This is a genomic window from Novosphingobium sp. HII-3, from assembly GCF_002916655.1.
Lineage (GTDB): Bacteria > Pseudomonadota > Alphaproteobacteria > Sphingomonadales > Sphingomonadaceae > Novosphingobium > Novosphingobium panipatense.
Map to the genome: position 1 here is coordinate 452,662 of NZ_PPSM01000014.1, position 19,504 is coordinate 472,165.

Sequence of the window (19,504 nt, forward strand, 5' to 3'; positions counted from 1 at the left end):
GGTGAGGAGCGGCGACGAGCGGGTGGCTTGCGGGATCAGTCCTGCGGATGGGTGGAGTTGAAGAACAGAGCCTGGCTGATCGTCGCCCGGACGGTGGTTTCCTGGAACGGCTTCGTCACCAGATACGTGGGTTCAGGGCGTTCGCCGGTAAGCAGGCGTTCCGGATAGGCGGTGATGAAGATCACCGGAACCTCGCCGAACTTCAGCAGATCTTCGACCGCATCGATGCCGGAACTGCCGTCGGCCAGCTGGATGTCGGCAAGCACCAGCCCGGCGGGGTGACGCTCGAAGATTTCCAGCGCCTGCTTGCGCGTGGCGGCGGTGCCGACGACGGTATGGCCGAGATCGGTGACGAGGCCTTCCAGCTGCATCGAGATCAGCGGTTCATCCTCGATGATGAGGACGCGCGTGGTGCTTTCGCCTTCGATCTCGCGGATGGCCTGGCTCACCAGGGCGTCGACCTCCTCCACCTCGAGGCCAAGGATCGTCGCGGTGTCCTCGCGCGAGAATTCCTCGACCGTGGTGAGGAGCAGAGCCTGCCGGTGCGTGGGTGCTATGGTCGAGAGGCGTTCCTGGGCCGCTTGCTCGTGCGTGCCTGCGTCGATGTCGCCTGCCGGTTCCTCCACATGGCTGGTGGACCAGATGCGGGTGAAGGCTTCGTAGAGCGCGGCGCGGCTGCGGGCTATGGCATCGCGCAGCGAACGGTCGGCCAGCGCGGCTTCCAGCGTCGCGCGGACATAGGCGTCGCCCGAGTGCTGCGAGCCTGTAAGGGCGCGCGCATAGCGGCGCAGGTAAGGCAGCTGGATCGCGATCTGATCAGAGACGGACATTCAAGTTCCTCAGGCCTAATGGGGAAGCGGGCTTCCCGATTGTACGTCGATAGGCGCCCTTGCGCCATAAGGCCGGTGTCGTTTGTCTGACTCCGTGGCGCGTTTAGGGCAACCGGAAAATTTTTCGCGGCAGGACGCTTTCCGGGGAACCAACGGCGGGCGACTACGTTCCCACTGTATCACCACTGGCTCCCCCACCCCCCCCCGCAAACCAGTGGTGATCCGATCCCGGAGGCCCCGCTCACCTTCAAAGGTGGACGGGGCCTCAATTTTTTTAAAGGCCGGTTTGTTCCCGACCGGCGAGAAAATTTGGCATCCGGTCCTTCGTTGCGCGCGATTCGCCGCAAATATGCGCATCCGTGGAACGAAGTGGCGCGGTCCGGGAACTAAATGACTTCGCGCGCCGTTAGCTACCCACTGGTTTCTTATGGAGGGTAACCGCAATGTCGACTCTGGTCGAAGCACGCGTCGAAGGGGTCCAGCCCGAACAAAAAGTCGCCCTGAGCGATCGCGATTTTCGTCGGGCTCTCGCGGAGGTCGCCCCGCACCTGCGCGCTTTTGCGCGCGGCCTGTGCGGCTGCCGCGATCGCGCGGACGATCTGGCTCAGGAAGCCATGCTGCGCGCCTGGGCTGCTCGTGAGCGGTATGCCGCCGGCACCAATTTCAAGGCATGGACCTTCACCATCCTGCGCAACCACTTCTATTCCGAAGCGCGCCGCGCCCGCTTCCACGGCGAATATGACGAAGTGGCCGCCGAGCGCATCCTGCGCGCTGAAGCGAGCCAGGAAAGTGCCATCGAGCTGGCGGACGTCCTGCGCGCTTTGACCGCCATTCCCGAGACCTATCGCGAAGCCCTCGTGCTGGTTGCCGCCGGCAATCTCTCGTACGAGGAAATCGCCGACATCTGCGGCATCGCTCTTGGCACTGTGAAGAGCCGGATCTGCCGGGCCCGCGCCATGCTGTCCAAGATCATCGAATCCGGCCAGCTTCCGGATTTCCGTCACAACTTCGTGCTCGGTGGTGAGGCTATCGACGCGTTCTTCGCCGAACTGGTGAAGATCGCCAACGTCGACGCCGACCAGAGCCTCGCGGCCTGAACAGGAACTGCGTCCTTGGGTGTAGAGGCCAACGGCGCCGGAAAAGTCCTCATCGTCGAGGACGAATTCCTAGTTGCGCTGCAACTTGAAGACATACTGGCCGATGGCGGGCACGCCGTCATCGGCACGGTTCCCGACATGGCGTCGCTCGGCAACCTGGGCGAGATACCGGACATCGCGCTGGTGGATCTCAACCTCCGGGACGGACTGACAGGCCCAGCGATCGCGCGTGATCTTTCCGGCCGCTACGGCGTGCGGGTGATCTATGTCACCGCGAACCCCGGACAGATTGACACTCCCGCGCCGACTGCGGTCGGGATCGTTCAGAAGCCTTTCACGCGACAGGCCATCCTTTCCGCGATTTCGTACGCCCTCTCCGGTTGCCCGGAGACCGACCGGCCCAGGGAACTGGAACCGCTGCGGCACGCCTGAGCGGTCCATATCCTTGAGAGAGCCGCGAGGCGGAGGGCAATGACGATGAAGAAGATTGAACACCCCGAGGCATCGGTTCGCGGATGAGCGAGTTCGTCCTTCAGTGTCTGCAGTACTATGGCGCCGCCGCGGGAACCGTGGCGGCGCTCATCGTGTCGCTGGACCTTGGGCGGCGCTGGACAGGGGCCGGGTTCGTGATCTTCGTCACCAGCTCCATCACGCTGATCGCCTGGGGTTTCCTCAGCGGTGAGGCGGAGGGGATCGGTGTGCAGAACATGGTCCTGTTCGTGATCAACTGCCTGGGCGTGTGGCGCTACCTTCTCTCCAAGCGACCTCGCCAAAACGCCTGACGCCCGAAAGGCTTCAGGCGGGGCGCCGATGCGAAAAGGGCGCGGTGGCATGGCCACCGCGCCCCCGCTGCCCAGTCGCGGGTCCTAGAGGGTTCAGACCCGCCCGAGCGCGTGCTCTCCCGCGTCATGGTCCTTCATCGGCTTGCCGGTCATCAGCTTGAACGCGCCTTTCACGCCCATGTCGGAAGTCCAGACCTCGGAATCCTCGATGTCGAAACGCAGCATGAGGACTGAGGGATCGTTCTTCCCTTCCGGGAACCACGCTTCCACGGAGTTGTCCCAGTGCTTGTCACGCACGGCAGGATCGGTTTCCTCGACCAGCGTGCCTTCGATGCAGGCGAAGACTTCGTGCCCTCGGGTCATCACCTGACCCATCGCCTTGCCGCCGCCGCCGATGCGGTTGTCGCGCTTGGCGAAGAACCAGATCGCGTGATGGGCGTCCTTGTCGAGCTGGGCCGTCATCGGCTCGGCGTGACCGGAAGCGCCTTGCAGCTTCATCATGATGAAGGGGCTGGCCTGGAATGACTTCCAGAAGTGCTCACGGATGTCCTTATCCATGGTCCGTCTCCTTGTTGTGACTATCTGGGAGGCAACGCACCGCCTGGCCTCACTGTTCCCCCGTTCCGACGTGTCGCCCGGACGCGTTTTCCCGGCCGGCGCAAGACCGGCCGGGCAGGGCTCACTCGCGCGCGTCGCCGGGCAATTCCTTCTCGGCGATCTCGAGTTCCTTCGGCTTGCGGTTCTCGAAGATCTCCGCAAGCTTCCTCTCGGCGTCTTCCGAAAGGATTTTGGCGGCGGAGGGGAACATGTCCTCTTCCTCCTCGTCGATGTGGTGGAGGTAGCGGTGGCGCATCTCCTTGAACTTCGTCATCCATTCGGACGAAGCGGTGTCGATCTCCACCAGCTCGCCCAGGAAGTCGTCGATCTCCTTGTGCTCCGAGACGGAGTGCCGGGCCTCGTCGCGCAGTTCCGGGCAGCCGAGCATCGTGGCATAGAGGGATTCCTCCTCGGCGGCGGCGTGGGCCTGAAGCTCCTTGCGCAGCTCCTCGAAGAGAGTGGCGCGTTCCTCGCCCTTGGCCTCCGTCGCGCCCAGCTTCTCCAGAAGCGCGCGATGGGTGTCGTGATCGGCCTTGAGATCCCGGAAGATCTTCGCATCTGCCATGGTATGCTCCTGTGGATTGGTCTTGCCTTGCCTGAAGGAACGGTGCCGGGGGCTTCCGGTTTCCTGACGGCCCCGACAACCAGATCACCGGCCGCGCGTTGAACAGGGCAGGATCTTTCGGGAAAGCCGCAATGCTGATGACGCGTTCCACGACACCGCGCCTCAAGTTCGCTGACGACAGCGCGCCGGGCATCGTTCGCAAACCGGTGCGCGGGAACAAATGGGCCTACTTCGACCCCGACGGCAAGCGCATTACCGAACGCGACGAGATCGACCGGCTCAACCGCATCGCCATGCCGCCCGCTTATGTAAACTGCTGGTTTTCACCGGATCCCGACGTGCATCTGCTGGCCACCGGGTACGATGCCAAGGGCCGCAAGCAGTACCGCTACCACCCCGACTGGCGCCAGTCGCGCGAGGAGATGAAGTTCGATCGCTGCATCGCTTTCGGAGAGGCGCTGCCAGCGGTGCGGGCGCGGGTGGCGGCCGACATCAAGTCGCGCGGGCTGACCCGGACGCGGGCGATCGCCTCCGTCGTCGCTCTGCTGGACACGGGCGCCATCCGCGTGGGTAACGAATGTTATGCAAAGGCCAACAAGAGCTTCGGTGCCACGACCCTGCGCAACCGTCATGCCAAGATCGAGCGCGGCACGCTGATGCTGCGCTTCAAGGGAAAGTCCGGCAAGCTGCACCAGATCACCTGCGACGATCCGGGGTTGGTGCGCTGCGTGCGCAAGATGCAGGACCTGCCCGGGCAGCACCTGTTCCAGTATGTCGACGAGGCGGGTGAGGCCGTTCCGGTCGACAGCCATGACGTCAACGAATACCTGGCCGAGACGATGGGGGCGGGCTTCACCGCCAAGCACTTTCGCACCTGGGCGGCGAGCACGCTGGCCTTTACGCTGCTGCACCGCAACCCGGGGCTTACGCTGAAGGCGATGCTGGACGAGGTGTCCCAGCGCCTCGGCAACACGCCGGCGATCGCCCGCAAGTCCTACATCCACCCCCTCGTCCTCGCGGCGGCAAAGGGGGGAGCGGACGCGCCGCAGCTGCCGGCCACCCTGCCGCGCAAGACGCGCTGGATGACACGCGAAGAGCGCGGCCTGCTGCTGTTCCTGGAGAAGAACGGCTGATCGGCGGGCGGGAACAGCGCTAAGGCAAACCTTGTGTCCGAGCGTGTTGGAAACCGGCTCCGGGCGCAGTATGGGCAGGGCATGACCCAGGCACCCATTCTCGTCGTCACCACCGGCGGCACCATCGACAAGCAGTACTTCGACGCTCTCAGCGAATACCAGATCGCCGAGAGCGTCATCGACAAGATGCTCAAGACTTCACGCGTCGCGCACCCGTTCCGCGTCATCGAACTGCTGCGCAAGGACAGTCTCGAACTGACGGACGAGGACCGCGCCCTGATCGCCGCGACCATTGCCAACGCACCGGAAAGGCACGTCGTCATCACGCACGGGACGGACACGATGACGGAAACGGCGGCGGCGCTCGCTGATATCGAAGGCAAGACGATCGTGCTGTGCGGCGCGCTGGCACCGGCCCGCTTCGCCGAAAGCGACGCGGCGTTCAACCTTGGCATGGCGTTCGGCTGCTGCCAGTCCGCCAGCCCCGGCGTGTGGATCACCATGAGCGGCACCGTCTTTGACGGGCTGAAGGTTCGCAAGGACCGCGAGGCGGGCAAGTTCGTCGCCCGCTGACCGGCGCCTGCTGAAAGGCGCCTGCTGACTGGCGGGGGCCTCCGGGCCCCCGCGCAGGTCAGGCGGGCTTCTTGAGAACGCGGCCGATCGCGGAGCGCACGTCGCGCTCACCATAAGGTTTCGTCACCACCGGAACCCCGCTGAAGGCGCCGCTCTGAAGGGCGCGGTCGCCGTAGCCGCTGGCGAAGATGAACGGAATGCCCCGTTCCCTGAGCGCGTGCGCCACAGGCTCGCTCGTACCCTGGCCGAGGTTCACGTCCAGCATCGCGAAAGTGACGTCGGCATCCTGCAGCACGCCAAGGGCCGACGCGACCGAGCCGGCGATGCGGCAGTCGGTGAAGCCGAACCCGCGCAGGACGTCCTCCGCCTCCATGGCGATGATGACGTTGTCTTCCACGATCAGCGCGGCACCCAAGGCCAGTTCGCTCCTGAAGTCGCTCGGCGCGGGCGGTTCAACCGCGGGTTCGTGCAAGGGGACGCCGGGCGTCTCGAAGCCGGAGACGTGATCGCCGGGGATGAGGAACAGGGCGTGAAGCCCCTCTTTCGGGAAGATGACCGAGGCGGAACCGTTCAGTTCGTGCGGTATCGTGCGTTCGATGATGGTCGAGCCGAAACCGCGCCTGGTCGGTTCATGGGTCGGCGGGCCGCCTTCCTCGCGCCAGTCGATCTCCAGCGCGCCGTCGTCCGAACGTTCCAGCGTGACCTTCACGTGCCCTTCCGGAACCGAAAGCGCGCCATACTTGCACGAGTTGGTCATCAGTTCGTGAAACACCAGCGCGAGCGTGGTGAAGGCGCTGGGCGCGACAAGAGCGTCCGGCCCTTCGATGACGACGCGGTCCATGTCGATCGTGGTGTAGGCGGCCGCTTCGGTCCGGATCAGTTCGTAGACCGGTGACGGCGACCAGTCCTTGCGGGTGACGAGGTCGTGCGCCCGGGCGAGGGCGTGGATGCGGCTGCCCACGATCTGCGCGAACTCGTCGATGGTGCGCGCGCCTTCCTTGCTCTGCGAGACGAGCCCCCGGATCAGGTTTAGGATGTTGCGGACGCGGTGGTTGAGCTCGGCGATCAGCATGTCCTGCTGCTGGCTGGCCTGCTGCCGCTCCACGTGAGCGGCGTCCGAGAGCCGCAGGACTACTTCGAGCAGAGTGACGCGCAGCGCCTCGGCGGCGGAGATTTCCTCATCCGTCCAGGGGCGCGCATGGCCACGGCGTTCTTCCTTCCAGATCTCGAAGCTCTTGCGCGGCGTGAGGCGGGCGCCGTTGGGGCCGAGCTCGACCGGCTTTTCGGGGTTGCCGGCCCAGCGCACCTCGCGCAGCGCCTCGTTGCGGAAGAGAACGATGTAGTCGCGCGGCCTGCGGCTGACCGGCAGGGCAAGGAGACCTGCGGCCTTGTCCACCCATTCGCGCGCCGGTTCGTAAAGCGCGCCGATATTGTCGGTGGCCCAGATCGCGCTGGCCCCGGCGGTGTTGAGGAACCGGGCCAGCCCTGCGAACTCCTGCTTACCGGGGGTGGAGCCGTGCGACAGGAAGCGGCCGTCCACCCAGCCGACGACACCGTCGAACGGAATGACGTGGCCGATCGATTCGGTGAACTCGTCAAAGGCCTCCAGCAGCGAACCGCCGCTGGCGACGCGAGCCATGATCTCGTCGTGGAGGCGTGTGGACTGGTCCCGCTTCTCCAGCGCGAAGTCGGTTTCCTTCTGCTCCAGCAGGTAGGCGAAGAATTCCCCGAACAGCTCGCTGGCGGTGCGGACCGCATAGGACAGGGTCAATGGCGAATAGTGGTGACAGGCCATCAGCCCCCACAGCTTGCCGCGCCGCATGATCGACACGGACATGGAGGCTTTGACCCCCATGTTGCGCAGGTACTCGATATGGATGGGCGAGACGGCGCGCAGCCCGGACATCGAAAGGTCGAGCGGATCGCCGTTCGGCCCGGTGGTCGGGTAGATCGGGACCGTTGGGTCGTCGACGTCGCTGATGATGCGCAGGAGGTTGCGGGTGTAGAGCTTGCGGGCCTGGGCCGGGATGTCCGATGAGGGGAAGTGCAGCCCCTTGAAGCTGTCCACCATGCCGTTCAGGCTTTCGGCGATCACTTCCCCCGCACCGTCACCTTCGAAGCGGTAGACCATCACGCGGTCGAACCCGGTAAGGCCCCGCAGGTGGCGCGCCGCGCTGGCGCAGAGCTTTTCCACGCTTGCCGACTGGCGCAGCCGTTCGATCATCGGCCGCACGTAGGAGACGAAGTCGCGCCGGCTGGTGGCGTCGTGCTGTTCGATCTCCAGCACGAACGAGCGGCCCGAGACGTGCACCGCGACATCGAAGAGGCGGCCGTCGCCGAGCAGGTCGAGTTCGAACAGCCGCTCGACCGTGTCGGCGCTGCCAAGGATCTGCAGCCGCGTCCGGATATCGTGCATGGCCTCCGGGGCGAGGAACTCCACCGCCGAAAAGCCGATGAGGTCCCGCGCCTCGCGGCCGAACAGCGTCTGACAGTTCAGCGAGACATGGTTGATGATCCAGTCGCTCGAGAAGGACAGCAGCCAGCCGAAGCTCTGGATACGACCGATGATGTGGATCGGTTCGAGATCACACGTCGTCAGGTCGACGGTGGGGGCGGAATCAGCCATTGGCAGGTGCCTTGACCCCGGCGCCGGTGGCGAAGGCATCGGCGAAGGTATCGAAGGCGGCAAGAGCGGCCGTGCGCACCGCGTCCACGTCCATTCCCGGACGAGTGCGGCTGCGCAGCACCGGCACGAGGGCCTTCCACGCTTCGTGCCCGCGTCCGTCGCTCATGTAGGCAGAGCGGAAGCCCTGCGCCTCGCCCCAGTAGCCGCGCTGGCGGATAACCACGAGGCCGAGCCGCGAGCCGGAGACAACGTAGGCAACACCGGCCCTGCCGGCTTCGTCCCCGATGCCGGGGCGCGCGGCGATGGACGGCAGCGCGCCGACGCCCAGCGCGTCGAGGTCCGCCCGCAGCATGGCGGGATAGTCGGGGCATTCAAGGCCGAGTTCATCCTCGACGAACGCGCGGAAGGCGGGGAAGAGGGGTTCCAGCCCGATGGCATGGGCCGACAGGAAGCCCGCGAGGTCGGCGCGCTTCGACAGGTCGAGCGAGCCGAATGCCGCGTCGAGCCGCTCATGGGACGGGCCGGTTGCTTCGCGTAGTAGAGTCAGCACGTCTGGCATTTCAGGCGATCCGCAGTCGGCTTGCATGAGGTCCCGCAGTAGAGGCCCATTGGGCTGTAACAAGCGAACCGGCTGGTGCGCCTGGATCCGGGAACACTTAGGCTCCTGGAATGTTCCGGAGTCACACAGTAACAGGTCCGTGTGGTTCGGTCTGTTCACTTATGACCGCAGGAGCATGGAACCGCAACGGCTCATCTGGGTTGTCGTTCGCGACGGCGTCGTTCGCGCGCTTACCCCAGTCTCGGCCAAGGACGCACAATGAGCACCATCCCGCAGACAAGCCCGGTATCCGCTGCCACCGTCGCGGGCAGCGAACTGCTGTCGGCCCTGCGCCAGGATGACCTTGCGCTGCTCGAGTCCCGGCTCGGCGAATGCCGCCTTTCCTCGGGCGACATCATCTACCAGCCGGGCGACGAGGTCGAATACTGCTATTTCCCGACGGGCGGCGCCATGTGCTCCTACTTCGTGGAGATGGAGGACGGCACGGCGGTGGAAACGATCCTCGTCGGCCGGGAAGGCGCGCTGGGCGGCATCGTCAGCCATGGCTCGCTGCCGGCCTACGCGCGCGCCAACGTTCTTCATGACGGGGCCTTCCTGCGCATCTCGGTTCGCGACCTTGAGGCCGTGAAGGAGCGGTGCCCGGCCGTCTCGCACCTTTTCGCGCGCTATGCCGACTGCGTGATGGCGCAGGTCTTCCAGTCCATCGCCTGCAACGCCGTCCACACGATCGAGGAGCGCGCGGCCAAGTGGCTCTCCGCCGCCGTCGACCGCATCGGCCGCAACGACGTGACGATGACGCAGGAACAGTTGGCCTCGATGATGGGAATCGGCCGCAGCTACGCCAGTCGCGTGCTCCAGCGCTTCAAGCGCGACGGCATGGTGCGCACGCGACGCGGCGGCATCGAGGTGCTGGACCGCGAGGGGCTGAGGGGCCGCGCCTGCGCCTGCAACACCCAGGTCGAGGAACACTTCCACCGCGTGCTGGGCGGCGTCTACCCGCACGAAAGCTAGGCGGGGCGGGGGCTTCGCCTTCGCAGACGGGCCAGCATCACATAAAAAAGTTCTCCGCCCGCCTGTGCGCTCGTCGTCCGTCAACCCGCGGTAATCCGCCGATGCGGCGAGCCGTTCGGCGTGATGGTCGAAATTCGGTCATGAAACGGCAATCAAGCCGCCATCGTTCTTGCGCGGTGCTGTCATGAAGCGCCCCTAGCTGTCGCCCCCGCGATCAACCACAGGGGCTACACCATGAATGAAGCAGATCCCGCCGTTACCTACACCGACGGCGAAGTTGATGTGAACGATTCCACCCAGCGCACTCTGGAGAGCATGGCAGCCGAGCGGTATTCGCGCCGCCAGGCGATGTTCCGCGGTGCGGGCGCCACGACGATGGCTTTCATGGGCACCGGCCTGCTCGCCGCCTGCGGTGACGATGACGACGATCGTGGCCAGATCAGCGTGACGGCCGGCGAGAACGCCGCGACCAGTTCGGGCCGCGTCGTCAACCTGACCGGCACCGTCACCGGTCTCGTCGGGGACACCGCTCCTTCCTGGAAGCAGACCTCCGGCCCCAGCGCCACGCTCATGGGCACCGGCAGCAGCGTCAGCTTCATCGCCCCGGCCGTCGCCACCGCGACTGACCTTGTCTTCACTTACACCGCCGTCTCGACCTTTGGCGAGAGCGCCAGCGCCACCACCACCATCCGCGTGTCGCCCGCGGCGCTCGGCTTCGCTGCCGTCGCGCACTTCACGGGCGACGCCGTGGTCGTTCCGGAAGGCTACACCGTCACCGTCGTGACCCGCCTCGGCGACCCGCTGGCGCAAGGCCTTGCCGCCTACAAGAACGACGGCACCGACACCGACTTCGACAAGCGCGTGGGCGACCATCACGACGGCCTCGTCTACTTCGGCCTTTCGGCAGCCGGCGGCGTCGATGCGGCCAGCTCGACGCGCGGCCTGCTCGTGCAGAACCACGAGAACATCACGCAGAAGTACCTCCACGCCGCCGCACCCTCGACCGGCGCCCGCCTCGAAGCGGAAGTCGTGAAGGAAATGAACTGCCACGGCGTCTCCATCGTCGAGTACAACGACGCGGGCGGCCGCAAGTGGAGCTACAACCAGAACAGCGCCTTCAACCGCCGCATCACGCCCTTCACGCCGATGGACTTCCACGGACCGGCAGCCGGTTCGGCCATGCTGCGCACGCAGTATTCGCCGGAGGGCACCCGGGGCCGCGGCACCATCAACAACTGCGCCAACGGCATGACCGGCTGGAACACCTACCTCACCTGCGAGGAGAACTACGCCGGCTACTTCCGCCGCGACGCTTCGGACGATGCCCTGCGCACCCCGCGTGAGCTGGCCTCGCTGCGCCGCAACGGCGTGACCAGCCGTACGGGCAGCTATTCGTGGTCGAGCGCGAACACCACCAACACCGCCATCAAGCGCTGGAACGCCACCATCAGCAGCGCGACCGCCACTTCGGCGGACGACTACCGCTACGAGATGAACCAGATGGGCTGGGTGGTCGAGATCGACCCGTACAACCCGAACTCGACCCCGCGCAAGCGCACCGCGCTCGGCCGCTTCGGCCACGAAGGCGCCTTCGTCCGCGTCGCCGCCGACCAGAAGGTCGGCTTCTACATGGGCGACGATTCAGGCGGCGAGTACCTCTACAAGTTCGTCTCGGCCGCCACCTGGGCCGCCGCCGACGCCAACGCCGCCGACCGTCTCGCCATCGGTGACAAGTACATGGACAACGGCACGCTCTATGCCGCCGTGTTCAACCCGGACGGCACGGGTGCGTGGAAGCCGCTGGTCTATGGCCAGGTTCCGCCGCGCGCACCGAGCACCAGCTACCCCGACGGTTACACCTTCGCCGATCAGGCCGACATCTGCGTCAACACCCGCTTCGCCGGTGACGCCGTCGGCGCGACGCCGATGGACCGGCCCGAGTGGACGACCGGCAACCCGGTGACCGGCGAGATCTATCTCACCCTCACCAACAACAGCGGTCGTTCGCCCACCACGACGAACGCGCCGAACCCGCGCTCTTACCAGAACAACCCGGGCACCGGTAGCCAGGGCAACCCGAACGGCCATATCGTCCGCATCCGCGAGGACGGCGACACGACCAGCGCGCTGACCTTCCGGTGGGACATCTACATGTTCGGCGTCGATTCGACCGACTACCCGAGCAACCCGAACGTCAACGTCTCGGGCCTGACGCCCGCGAACGACTTCTCGAGCCCGGACGGCGCCTTCTTCTCGCGCGCGACCAACGTGGGCGGGCAGATCAACCCGCTGCTCTGGATCGAGACCGATGACGGCGCGATGACCGACCGCACCAACTGTATGCTGCTGGCCGCGCTTCCGGGTCACGTCGGTGACGGCGGTGCTGTCACCATCGACAATGGCGGCGGCAATACGCAGGGCACGATTGTCGGCACCAAGGCAACCGGCGCCAACCTGCGCCGCTTCCTCGTCGGCCCGGTGGACTGCGAGATCACCGGCATCGACACCACGCCGGACGGCCGCACCATGTTCGTGGGCGTCCAGCACCCGGGTGACAGCGGCACCATCGCCGCTCCGGGCGGTCACTGGCCAGCCGGACAGGACGGCACCACGCCGACGGCGACGACCCGCCCGCGCTCGGCACTGGTGGTCATCACCAAGAACGACGGCGGCGTGATCGGCCTCTGATCGGGCCCTGCGTTCGCCGGAACAGTGCAGGGGAGGGGGCGCCGCGCGGCGTCTCCTCCCTTTCGCGTTGCGCCGCCGACACGCGATAGGGAGGCGCCTTGCAGGCGCCTCCCTTCGTCTTCGTGCCAATCCTGTGGCGGTACCGGCAGCGCGACCGGAGGGGGCGGGGCCGCGCTGCCGGACCGACCGGGGCGGGCTTTCGCCCACCCCCCGGGGATCAGAACCTTTGTGGCTCAGAACCCTGTGCGGATCAGAACCGGTCCGCGTTCATGACCTTCGTCCAGGCGGCGACGAAGTCGTCGACGAACTTCTGGCCGGCGTCGTTGGAGGCGTAGACCTCCGATACGGCGCGCAGTTCGGAGTTCGAACCGAAGGCCAGGTCGACCGGCGTGGCGGTCCAGCGCAGCTTGCCCGTGGCGCGGTCCTTGCCTTCGTAGAGGCCCGGCGTCGCGCTCTTCGCCCAGACCGTGTCCATGGACAGCAGGTTGACGAAGAAGGCGTTGTCGAGCTGGCCCGGCTTGGCGGTGAACACACCGGCGGCGGACTTGCCGGAGTTCGCGCCAAGGGCACGCATGCCGCCGACGAGGACGGTCATTTCCGGAACCGTGAGGTTCAGCGCGTCGGCCTTGTCGATCAGCGCCGAAGCGGGATCGAGGTCGGCGTTGGGCGCGTAGTAGTTGCGGAAGCCGTCAGCCTTGGGTTCCAGGTAGGCGAAGGAGGCGACGTCCGTCTGCTCCTGCGTGGCGTCGACGCGGCCGGGGGTGAAGGGCACCTTGACCTGATAGCCAGCCTTGGCGGCGGCCTGCTCGATGCCGGCGTTGCCCGCCAGAACGATGAGGTCGGCCATGGACACGGGCTTGCCAGCCTTGGCGAAGTCCTTCTGCACGCTCGTCAGCCTGGTGAGGACCTTGCCCAGTTCGGCCGGGTCGTTCACCGCCCAGTTGCGCTGCGGTTCAAGCCGCAGGCGAGCGCCGTTGGCGCCGCCGCGCATGTCGGTGCCGCGGAAGCTCGCGGCCGAGGCCCAGGCCGTGCGCACCAGTTCCGGAGTGGTCAGGCCGGTGGCGAGAACCTTGGCCTTCACCGCCGCCTGATCGGCGTCGTTCAGGGGCGCGAAGGTCGCCTGCGGGAGCGGATCCTGCCAGCTGAACGTCTGGTTCGGGATATCCTTGCCAAGGTAGCGACCCTGCGGACCGAGGTCGCGGTGCGTCAGCTTGAACCACGCGCGGGCGAAGGCCTGTGCGAATTCCTCGGGGTTGGCGTGCCAGCGATCGGCGATCTTGCGGAAGCCGGGGTCTTCCTTGATCGCGATGTCCGTGGTGAACATGATCGGCGCGTGAGTCTTGCCCTTTACGTGCGCGTCCGGAACCAGGCTGGCGGCCGCCGGATCGGTGGGGATCCACTGCGTCGCACCGGCCGGGCTCTTGGCCTTCACCCAGTCCATGTCCAGCAGGTTGTCGAGGTACTGCGTGGTGAACTTGATGGGGTTTGCCGACCATGCGCCTTCGAGGCCGCTGGTGATCGTGTCCTCGGCGTTGCCCTTGCCGCACTTGTTGTCCCAGCCCAGGCCCTGCTTCTCGATGCCGGCGGCTGACGGTTCCGCGCCCATGCACTTGTTCGGGTCATGCGCGCCGTGCGCCTTGCCGAAGGTGTGGCCGCCCGCGATCAGCGCCAGCGTTTCCTCGTCGTTCATCGCCATGTTGCCGAAGGCGCGGCGGATGTCGGCGGCTGCCGAAATCGGGTCGTGGTTGCCGTTCGGGCCTTCCGGGTTGACGTAGATGAGGCCCATCTGCGTGGCGGCGAGCGGGCCCTTGAGGTTGCCCTTCGCGTCGCGGCGCTTGTCAGTCATCATCTTGGTTTCCGGGCCCCAGAACACCAGGTCCGGCTGCCAGGCGTCGACGCGGCCACCGGCGAAACCGATGGTCTTGAAGCCCATGTCCTCCAGTGCGACGTTGCCGGTCAGCACCATGAGGTCACCCCAGGAGATCTTGCGGCCGTACTTCTGCTTGATCGGCCAGACGAGGCGGCGGGCCTTGTCGAGGCTGACGTTGTCGGGCCAGGAGTTCAGCGGTTCGAAGCGCTGTTCGCCGCCGTCCGAACCGCCGCGGCCGTCGCCCACGCGGTACGTTCCGGCGCTGTGCCAGGCCATGCGGATGAAGAACGGACCATAGTGGCCGTAGTCAGCGGGCCACCACGGCTGCGACGTGGTGAGGACCTTGCGGATGTCGGCCTTCACCGCTTCGAGGTCGAGGCTCGCGAACTCCCTGGCGTAGTCGTAGTCGGCGCCATAGGGGTTCGACTGCGCCTCATGCTGGCGCAGCGCGGTCAGGTCGAGCTTCTTGGGCCACCAGTCGCGGTTGGACATGCCGCCCGGCTTGGTCTCGGGAGCGGCGCCCTGTTCGGTGACGGTCTCGGCCTCGGTTGCACCCTTGTTTCCCTTGGCCTCTTCCGCCGCGTTGACGGGGGCGCTGAGCGCGCAGCATGCCGCACTCAGCAGCAGCATGATGGAGCGGCCGGGGGCCGTGCGTGAAATCTTGCGGGACATGCTGTCCTCCTCCTGTTGTATCTCTGCCCTCAGGCGGGCCCACCGGCGTTACGGCACGTCTTGTCGTGGCTGAAGCGCGCTTCACCGATGAGAGTTATCACTCCAGGCGATGATTGCTGCCTGCGTGAGTGAAGAATGCGATTTATGGCCGCTTCATCGCTCCCGCGTTGCACGCGCAAGCGCCTTGGAACTGCGCGCCGGGTGGCTTAATAGACAGGCCTGTTGAATAGCGCGCATGGGAGAGACTGCGTGACCAAGCCCGGAGCCTGCGAGGCCGACCGCCGTGACACTGGCCGCCTGACCGCCGCCGACATGGACGCCGAAGTGCTCGCCACATACCCGACCGAAGCGTTCCTCTCGAAGGACTACCTCCAGGCCGAGAAGAGGCTGCTGTGGCCGAAGGTCTGGCAAATGGTCGAGCGGGAGAGCGACCTGCCAAACCCCGGGGACTGGATGACCTACGACGTCGCGGACGAATCGATCATCGTGCTGCGCCGGGACGACGGCTCGCTCAAGGCGTTTCACAACGTCTGCCCGCATCGGGGCCGCCAGCTCGTGTCCGTGCCGGACATGCTGCCGGGCAAGGTCCACGACGTGCGCGGCTCCAACCGGCGCAACTTCATCTGCGGCTTCCACGGCTGGACCTTCGACCTCGACGGGCAGAACACCTATATCCTCGACCCGCAGGACTGGCAGAACAAGCTGACGCCCGAGATGACCTGCCTGTCCGAAGTGCAGGTCGATACCTGGGGCGGGTACATCTACATCACCATGGACCCGGACGCCGTGCCGCTGAAGGAGTGGATGGGCCGCGCCGGGGAGATCCTCGATCACTTCCAGCTGGAGAAGATGCGCTACAAGTGGCGCCAGTGGGCGATCTACGACTGCAACTGGAAGACCGCGATCGAGGCGTTCCTCGAACCCTACCACGTCGCGGGCACGCACACGCAGCTGCTGGCCTACGGGGACTACTACGCCCTGTCGAAGCAGTACGGCCTGCACTCCGTCTCCAGCTACGACACCCGCGACGCCAAGTTCGCGATGAGCGAGAGCGCCGGCACCACCCGCGCCGGAAAGGGGGATGACCCCCGCGTCTCCACTTACGAACTCATCCGCGAGAATTACGAGACGGTGAACTACTCCGCCTCCACCGAAACGCTGGTGAAGGCCGCCTCCCGCCTCCAGCACGAGCTGCCCGAGGACGCGACGCCGCAGGAGTGCATCGCGCACTGGCTGAAATCCGCCAAGGCCGACGATGCCGCGCGCGGGGTGATCTGGCCCGAGGTCCCGCCCGAGGTCAAGAAGGAGGGCGGCCTCGCCTGGGGCCTGTTCCCCAACCAGAACATCCTTCACGGAGAGACCTTCGCCCTGTGCTACCGCGTGCGCCCCTACAAGGACGACCCGGACAAGTGCATCTTCGAAAGCTACGCCCTTGAACGCTTCCCGGAAGGGGAGGAGCCGGAGACGCAGTGGACCTACGCCGATCCCATCGGGGAGAACTGGGGCTCGGTCCTGGCGCAGGACTTCTCCAACATGCAGTTCGTGCAGAAGGGCATGAAGTCCAGCGGCTTTCGCGGCCCGCTGCCCAACCCGCACCAGGAGCAGAAGGTCATCAACCTGCACCGCAACCTCGCCAACTTCATGGAAGGGCGCGGCGCGCCGACCAAGCTGGACGTCTGAGCCCGCGGGAACGAGAGGGGGGCGTCACGTCCCCCAGTAGCCCTCCATCTCCTCCTGCGCGATCCGCTCCTGCTCCTCGGCCAGTTCGGCGGCATGGGCGAGGCGGCGCTGGCGGATGCGTTCGATCTTGGCGTTGATGCTTTCGATCACCTCTTCGGAGGAGGGTTGGCGCGCCTTGTAGTCCGCGACGATCCGTTCGTAGAGCGCCGAGCCCGGCTGCGGATCGCGCCGCCCGCCGATCCCGCCGCCGCCGCCCTCGGCATAACGCTGCGCCCGCCGGTGGCGCAGCAGGAACAGCATGAGCGCGGTGTCATGGCGCAGGTACGTCGCCACGACCTTGCCCTGGCTCGCCACCGGGCGCTCCTCGCCCCGGATCGCGCGTTCGAGGGCGCAGTCCTCAAGCCGCAGCACGCCGCGATCGAGCGCGCGTTCCCACGCCGCCGCGAAGCCCTCCGCACCCTTGCGGTGGCGCAGGCGATAGAGCGCTTCCAGACTCGCCCCGATGGAGCGCGCCGCCTGCGTGACGATGCCGCACCCGGCCAGCGCGGCGATGAAGGCGCGCTGCCGCTCCGGCGTGATCGAATTGCGACGCGGCGCCGCGTGGATATAGGGCGCAAAACCGAGCAGCGGATCGTCCGCCTCCGGCTCTTCCTCGAAGAAGGCCACGGCCGAAGTCCGCCGCGACGGCCGGGCGGACCGGCATCCCGCCCCCGACCTCTCCGGCTGCGGCAGCAAGGGATCGCCGAAGCGGCCGAAGCCGTCCCCGTCCCCGGGCGGAAGCGCCCGCCAGTCGGGAGCGCCCGGCGGCGCGGCGTCAAAAGGGTTCAGGCTGGATGGCGAGGACGCAAAAGGGTCATCGTTCCACCCGAAGGCGGGAGGATCGTACGGGTCCGACATGGCTGGGAACTCCATGAATGTTGGAGTGAAGGCCCCTCATGGCGGACCTGTGTAACGCAGGCCGGGGTGTGTAGGAAAATGGTTTGTTGGGGCGGAGATTGGCCGGTAAGCGTCCGTCCGGTTTAGAGCTGGGGTGCCGCGATAGCCGACGCTCGCGTGGGCGGCAGCCGACCATGCCCGGCCGTTCCCAACTGGTTCCGGAAATGTCCGATCATGACAGAACTTGCCAATATTGGTGCGAACTGATTGTAATGAAAAATAGGGATCCAAAAAGCTCGAGACTGGAGCGCCATGCAAGATCGGTGGCCACTGATACAACGCGGATTTTTCCTGAAACTTTGCCGCCCTGCTTCACATCCATTGACCTGAAGCGCGCGTTTTCTGGCCTGATCCGCGACCTCAAGGCCAAAGAGCTACGCAACGGTCGGCACACAGACTATGTACGCTACAGCGGAACAAAACACGATGGCAACCGTCGGTATTACGGCACACCCAATCCGATCTCCTACTTCTACGTGGCGAGCTTCATCTCGGATCATTGGCCGGAATTTGAAGCACGGTTCACCAATTCGCCTTTTTCCGTGAGCCAGCCAAAGCTTGGAAAGCCTACGGATGATCGCCCCATAGTCGTTCAGTCCCTTTCAGAGCTGACGACAATCGCGTCGCAAAAATTGGGCCGCTCAGCATTCCTCCTAAAGACCGATATCGCTCAATTTTTTCCTAGTATTTACACCCATGCGATATCTTGGTCGGCACATGGTATCGACAAAGCGAAGGCGGACCGCGCTCCTAGTTCTGCAGAAAACTACTTCAATAAACTCGATTTCTTCACGCACAGTTGCCAGCTTGGTGAAATCCGCGGTGTGCTGGTTGGACCTGATGCCTTTCGTCTCATCGCCGAATACATTGCGGCCGGATTGGACGCCGATTTTTTTGCCAACCAGGCAAACTTTGTCATCGGGGCCGCGCGGCACGTCGATGATTATTATATCGGTGTCAGAGGTGAACCCGAAGCCTTGGCGGCGCTGTCTGTCCTCCGGGATATACTCCAACGCTATAGCTTGCACATCAATGACGCAAAGACGCGGGTTATGCCTGGTATTGAGCCGCTGAACGATGTCTGGGCTCAGGCGTTGCGAAAGGAGGCAAGAAATTTAACTGCACAGTTCTGGGCTACGAATGCCAATGACATCATTCTATTCTACGACCGTGCGCTAATCCAAGCCAAGGAAGTGCATTCCGACAGCCCAGTCAAAATCGCGCTGCGGGCGTTCGACCAGCTCAAGATATACGATTCGCTGCTGTGGGATACGATGGAGCCGTACCTCCAGAGAACGATGTTCCACCATCCCCACTGTATCGATTACGTAACGCTCATCGTTGCCAAACGAGTTGCGCGCGGAAAACCCATAGATGTGACAGGTTGGAAAGAAGCTGCCTACGACCTGATTCAGAGACATCTCCCGCTGAACCACCATCAGGAGGTAGTTTGGCTTGTGTGGCTGCTACTTGTCGCGAGGCTCGAAATTACCGACCTATTGGTCGCCTCTCTGTCAAACAACGACAACGCCCATATCCGCTCCTTGGTCGTTGCCGCATTCACAGACGGCCTTATCACCCGCAAGCCTCCCATTAAGCTCGGGTTGAAGCTGGCCACGACAGACCAACATTGGTTGCTCAACCTTGTGGCCAAAGCGAGAGGTTATTCCGGGGCAGCTTTCAGTGGTGGGCTTGCCGCTGAATTTCAGCATTTGGCCACAAAGCGGGTACGCCTCATCGATTTCAAGGCCCACATGAAAACCATGCAGGAGGTCAACGTCCGCGCAATCAGCCGGACCCGTTACGGGTATGATAGCGACGATTATGACGATGACCCTGACCCATTTTGAAAAATTTTGGCAAAAAGGCTCAAGCGCATCCGAGA

The 19,504-nt window shown here is 65.1% G+C and carries 16 protein-coding genes; 9 read left to right on the plus strand and 7 right to left on the minus strand.

Going from position 1 to position 19,504, the window contains the following annotated elements:
- Positions 1-35: 35 nt before the first annotated feature.
- Positions 36-830 (minus strand): response regulator, encoded by a 795-nt coding sequence (locus C2R25_RS05945; RefSeq protein WP_103728287.1) that lies wholly within the window; start codon positions 828-830, stop codon positions 36-38.
- 443 nt (positions 831-1,273) lie between these two features.
- Here C2R25_RS05945 and C2R25_RS05950 point away from each other — a divergent pair, with 443 nt between their 5' ends.
- The 3 genes from C2R25_RS05950 (at position 1,274) to C2R25_RS05960 (ending at position 2,709) form a co-directional block, all read left to right on the plus strand.
- Positions 1,274-1,927: a sigma-70 family RNA polymerase sigma factor gene (locus C2R25_RS05950; RefSeq protein WP_103728288.1), complete on the plus strand. Its 654-nt coding sequence runs from the start codon at positions 1,274-1,276 to the stop codon at positions 1,925-1,927.
- Positions 1,928-1,942: 15 nt separating this feature from the next.
- Positions 1,943-2,359, plus strand: coding sequence for a response regulator (locus tag C2R25_RS05955; RefSeq protein ID WP_103728289.1), 417 nt, complete (start codon positions 1,943-1,945; stop codon positions 2,357-2,359).
- 83 nt (positions 2,360-2,442) lie between these two features.
- On the plus strand, positions 2,443-2,709 hold the full coding sequence (locus C2R25_RS05960; protein ID WP_103728290.1) for a hypothetical protein: 267 nt from the start codon (positions 2,443-2,445) through the stop codon (positions 2,707-2,709).
- A 93-nt stretch (positions 2,710-2,802) separates the two neighbouring features.
- On the opposite strand, the gene C2R25_RS05965 is transcribed toward C2R25_RS05960, so the two are convergent.
- Positions 2,803-3,267, minus strand: coding sequence for a pyridoxamine 5'-phosphate oxidase family protein (locus C2R25_RS05965; RefSeq protein WP_103728291.1), 465 nt, complete (start codon positions 3,265-3,267; stop codon positions 2,803-2,805).
- Positions 3,268-3,388: 121 nt separating this feature from the next.
- Positions 3,389-3,871, minus strand: coding sequence for a hemerythrin domain-containing protein (locus tag C2R25_RS05970; RefSeq protein WP_103728292.1), 483 nt, complete (start codon positions 3,869-3,871; stop codon positions 3,389-3,391).
- 131 nt (positions 3,872-4,002) lie between these two features.
- Between C2R25_RS05970 and C2R25_RS05975 the strand changes: the two genes are divergently transcribed.
- The gene (locus C2R25_RS05975; RefSeq protein ID WP_103728293.1) at positions 4,003-5,004 is read left to right on the plus strand and encodes a DNA topoisomerase IB; all 1,002 of its coding nucleotides are present in this window, start codon (positions 4,003-4,005) and stop codon (positions 5,002-5,004) included.
- An 81-nt stretch (positions 5,005-5,085) separates the two neighbouring features.
- Positions 5,086-5,577 carry an asparaginase domain-containing protein gene (locus C2R25_RS05980; RefSeq protein WP_103728294.1) on the plus strand — a complete coding sequence of 164 codons (492 nt, stop codon included), beginning with the start codon at positions 5,086-5,088 and terminating at the stop codon, positions 5,575-5,577.
- A 58-nt stretch (positions 5,578-5,635) separates the two neighbouring features.
- On the opposite strand, the gene C2R25_RS05985 is transcribed toward C2R25_RS05980, so the two are convergent.
- Both C2R25_RS05985 and C2R25_RS05990 read right to left on the minus strand, forming a co-directional pair.
- On the minus strand, positions 5,636-8,203 hold the full coding sequence (locus tag C2R25_RS05985) for an HWE histidine kinase domain-containing protein (protein WP_103728295.1): 2,568 nt from the start codon (positions 8,201-8,203) through the stop codon (positions 5,636-5,638).
- Entirely contained in the window at positions 8,196-8,762 is a 567-nt protein-coding gene (locus tag C2R25_RS05990; protein ID WP_103728296.1) for a biliverdin-producing heme oxygenase, read from the minus strand. Before C2R25_RS05990 ends, C2R25_RS05985 begins: the two co-directional genes overlap by 8 nt.
- A gap of 258 nt (positions 8,763-9,020) precedes the next feature.
- Here C2R25_RS05990 and C2R25_RS05995 point away from each other — a divergent pair, with 258 nt between their 5' ends.
- Together C2R25_RS05995 and C2R25_RS06000 are read left to right on the plus strand one after the other, a co-directional pair.
- Positions 9,021-9,773 (plus strand): Crp/Fnr family transcriptional regulator, encoded by a 753-nt coding sequence (locus tag C2R25_RS05995; RefSeq protein ID WP_103728297.1) that lies wholly within the window; start codon positions 9,021-9,023, stop codon positions 9,771-9,773.
- A gap of 234 nt (positions 9,774-10,007) precedes the next feature.
- Positions 10,008-12,461 carry a PhoX family phosphatase gene (locus C2R25_RS06000; protein ID WP_103728298.1) on the plus strand — a complete coding sequence of 818 codons (2,454 nt, stop codon included), beginning with the start codon at positions 10,008-10,010 and terminating at the stop codon, positions 12,459-12,461.
- Positions 12,462-12,711: 250 nt separating this feature from the next.
- Here C2R25_RS06000 and katG read toward each other — a convergent pair whose 3' ends face one another.
- On the minus strand, positions 12,712-14,823 hold the full coding sequence (gene katG / locus C2R25_RS06005) for a catalase/peroxidase HPI (protein WP_233203812.1): 2,112 nt from the start codon (positions 14,821-14,823) through the stop codon (positions 12,712-12,714).
- Positions 14,824-15,315: 492 nt separating this feature from the next.
- Between katG and C2R25_RS06010 the strand changes: the two genes are divergently transcribed.
- Positions 15,316-16,683: an SRPBCC family protein gene (locus C2R25_RS06010; protein ID WP_369825696.1), complete on the plus strand. Its 1,368-nt coding sequence runs from the start codon at positions 15,316-15,318 to the stop codon at positions 16,681-16,683.
- 24 nt (positions 16,684-16,707) lie between these two features.
- Here C2R25_RS06010 and C2R25_RS20880 read toward each other — a convergent pair whose 3' ends face one another.
- A complete protein-coding gene (locus C2R25_RS20880; protein ID WP_233203779.1) occupies positions 16,708-17,580 on the minus strand; it encodes a hypothetical protein in 873 nt (290 codons plus the stop codon).
- Between the two features lie 302 nt (positions 17,581-17,882).
- Between C2R25_RS20880 and C2R25_RS06020 the strand changes: the two genes are divergently transcribed.
- Complete coding sequence (locus C2R25_RS06020) at positions 17,883-19,469, plus strand: RNA-directed DNA polymerase (RefSeq protein ID WP_158250622.1); 1,587 nt, start codon at positions 17,883-17,885, stop codon at positions 19,467-19,469.
- The last annotated feature ends 35 nt before the right edge of the window (positions 19,470-19,504 follow it).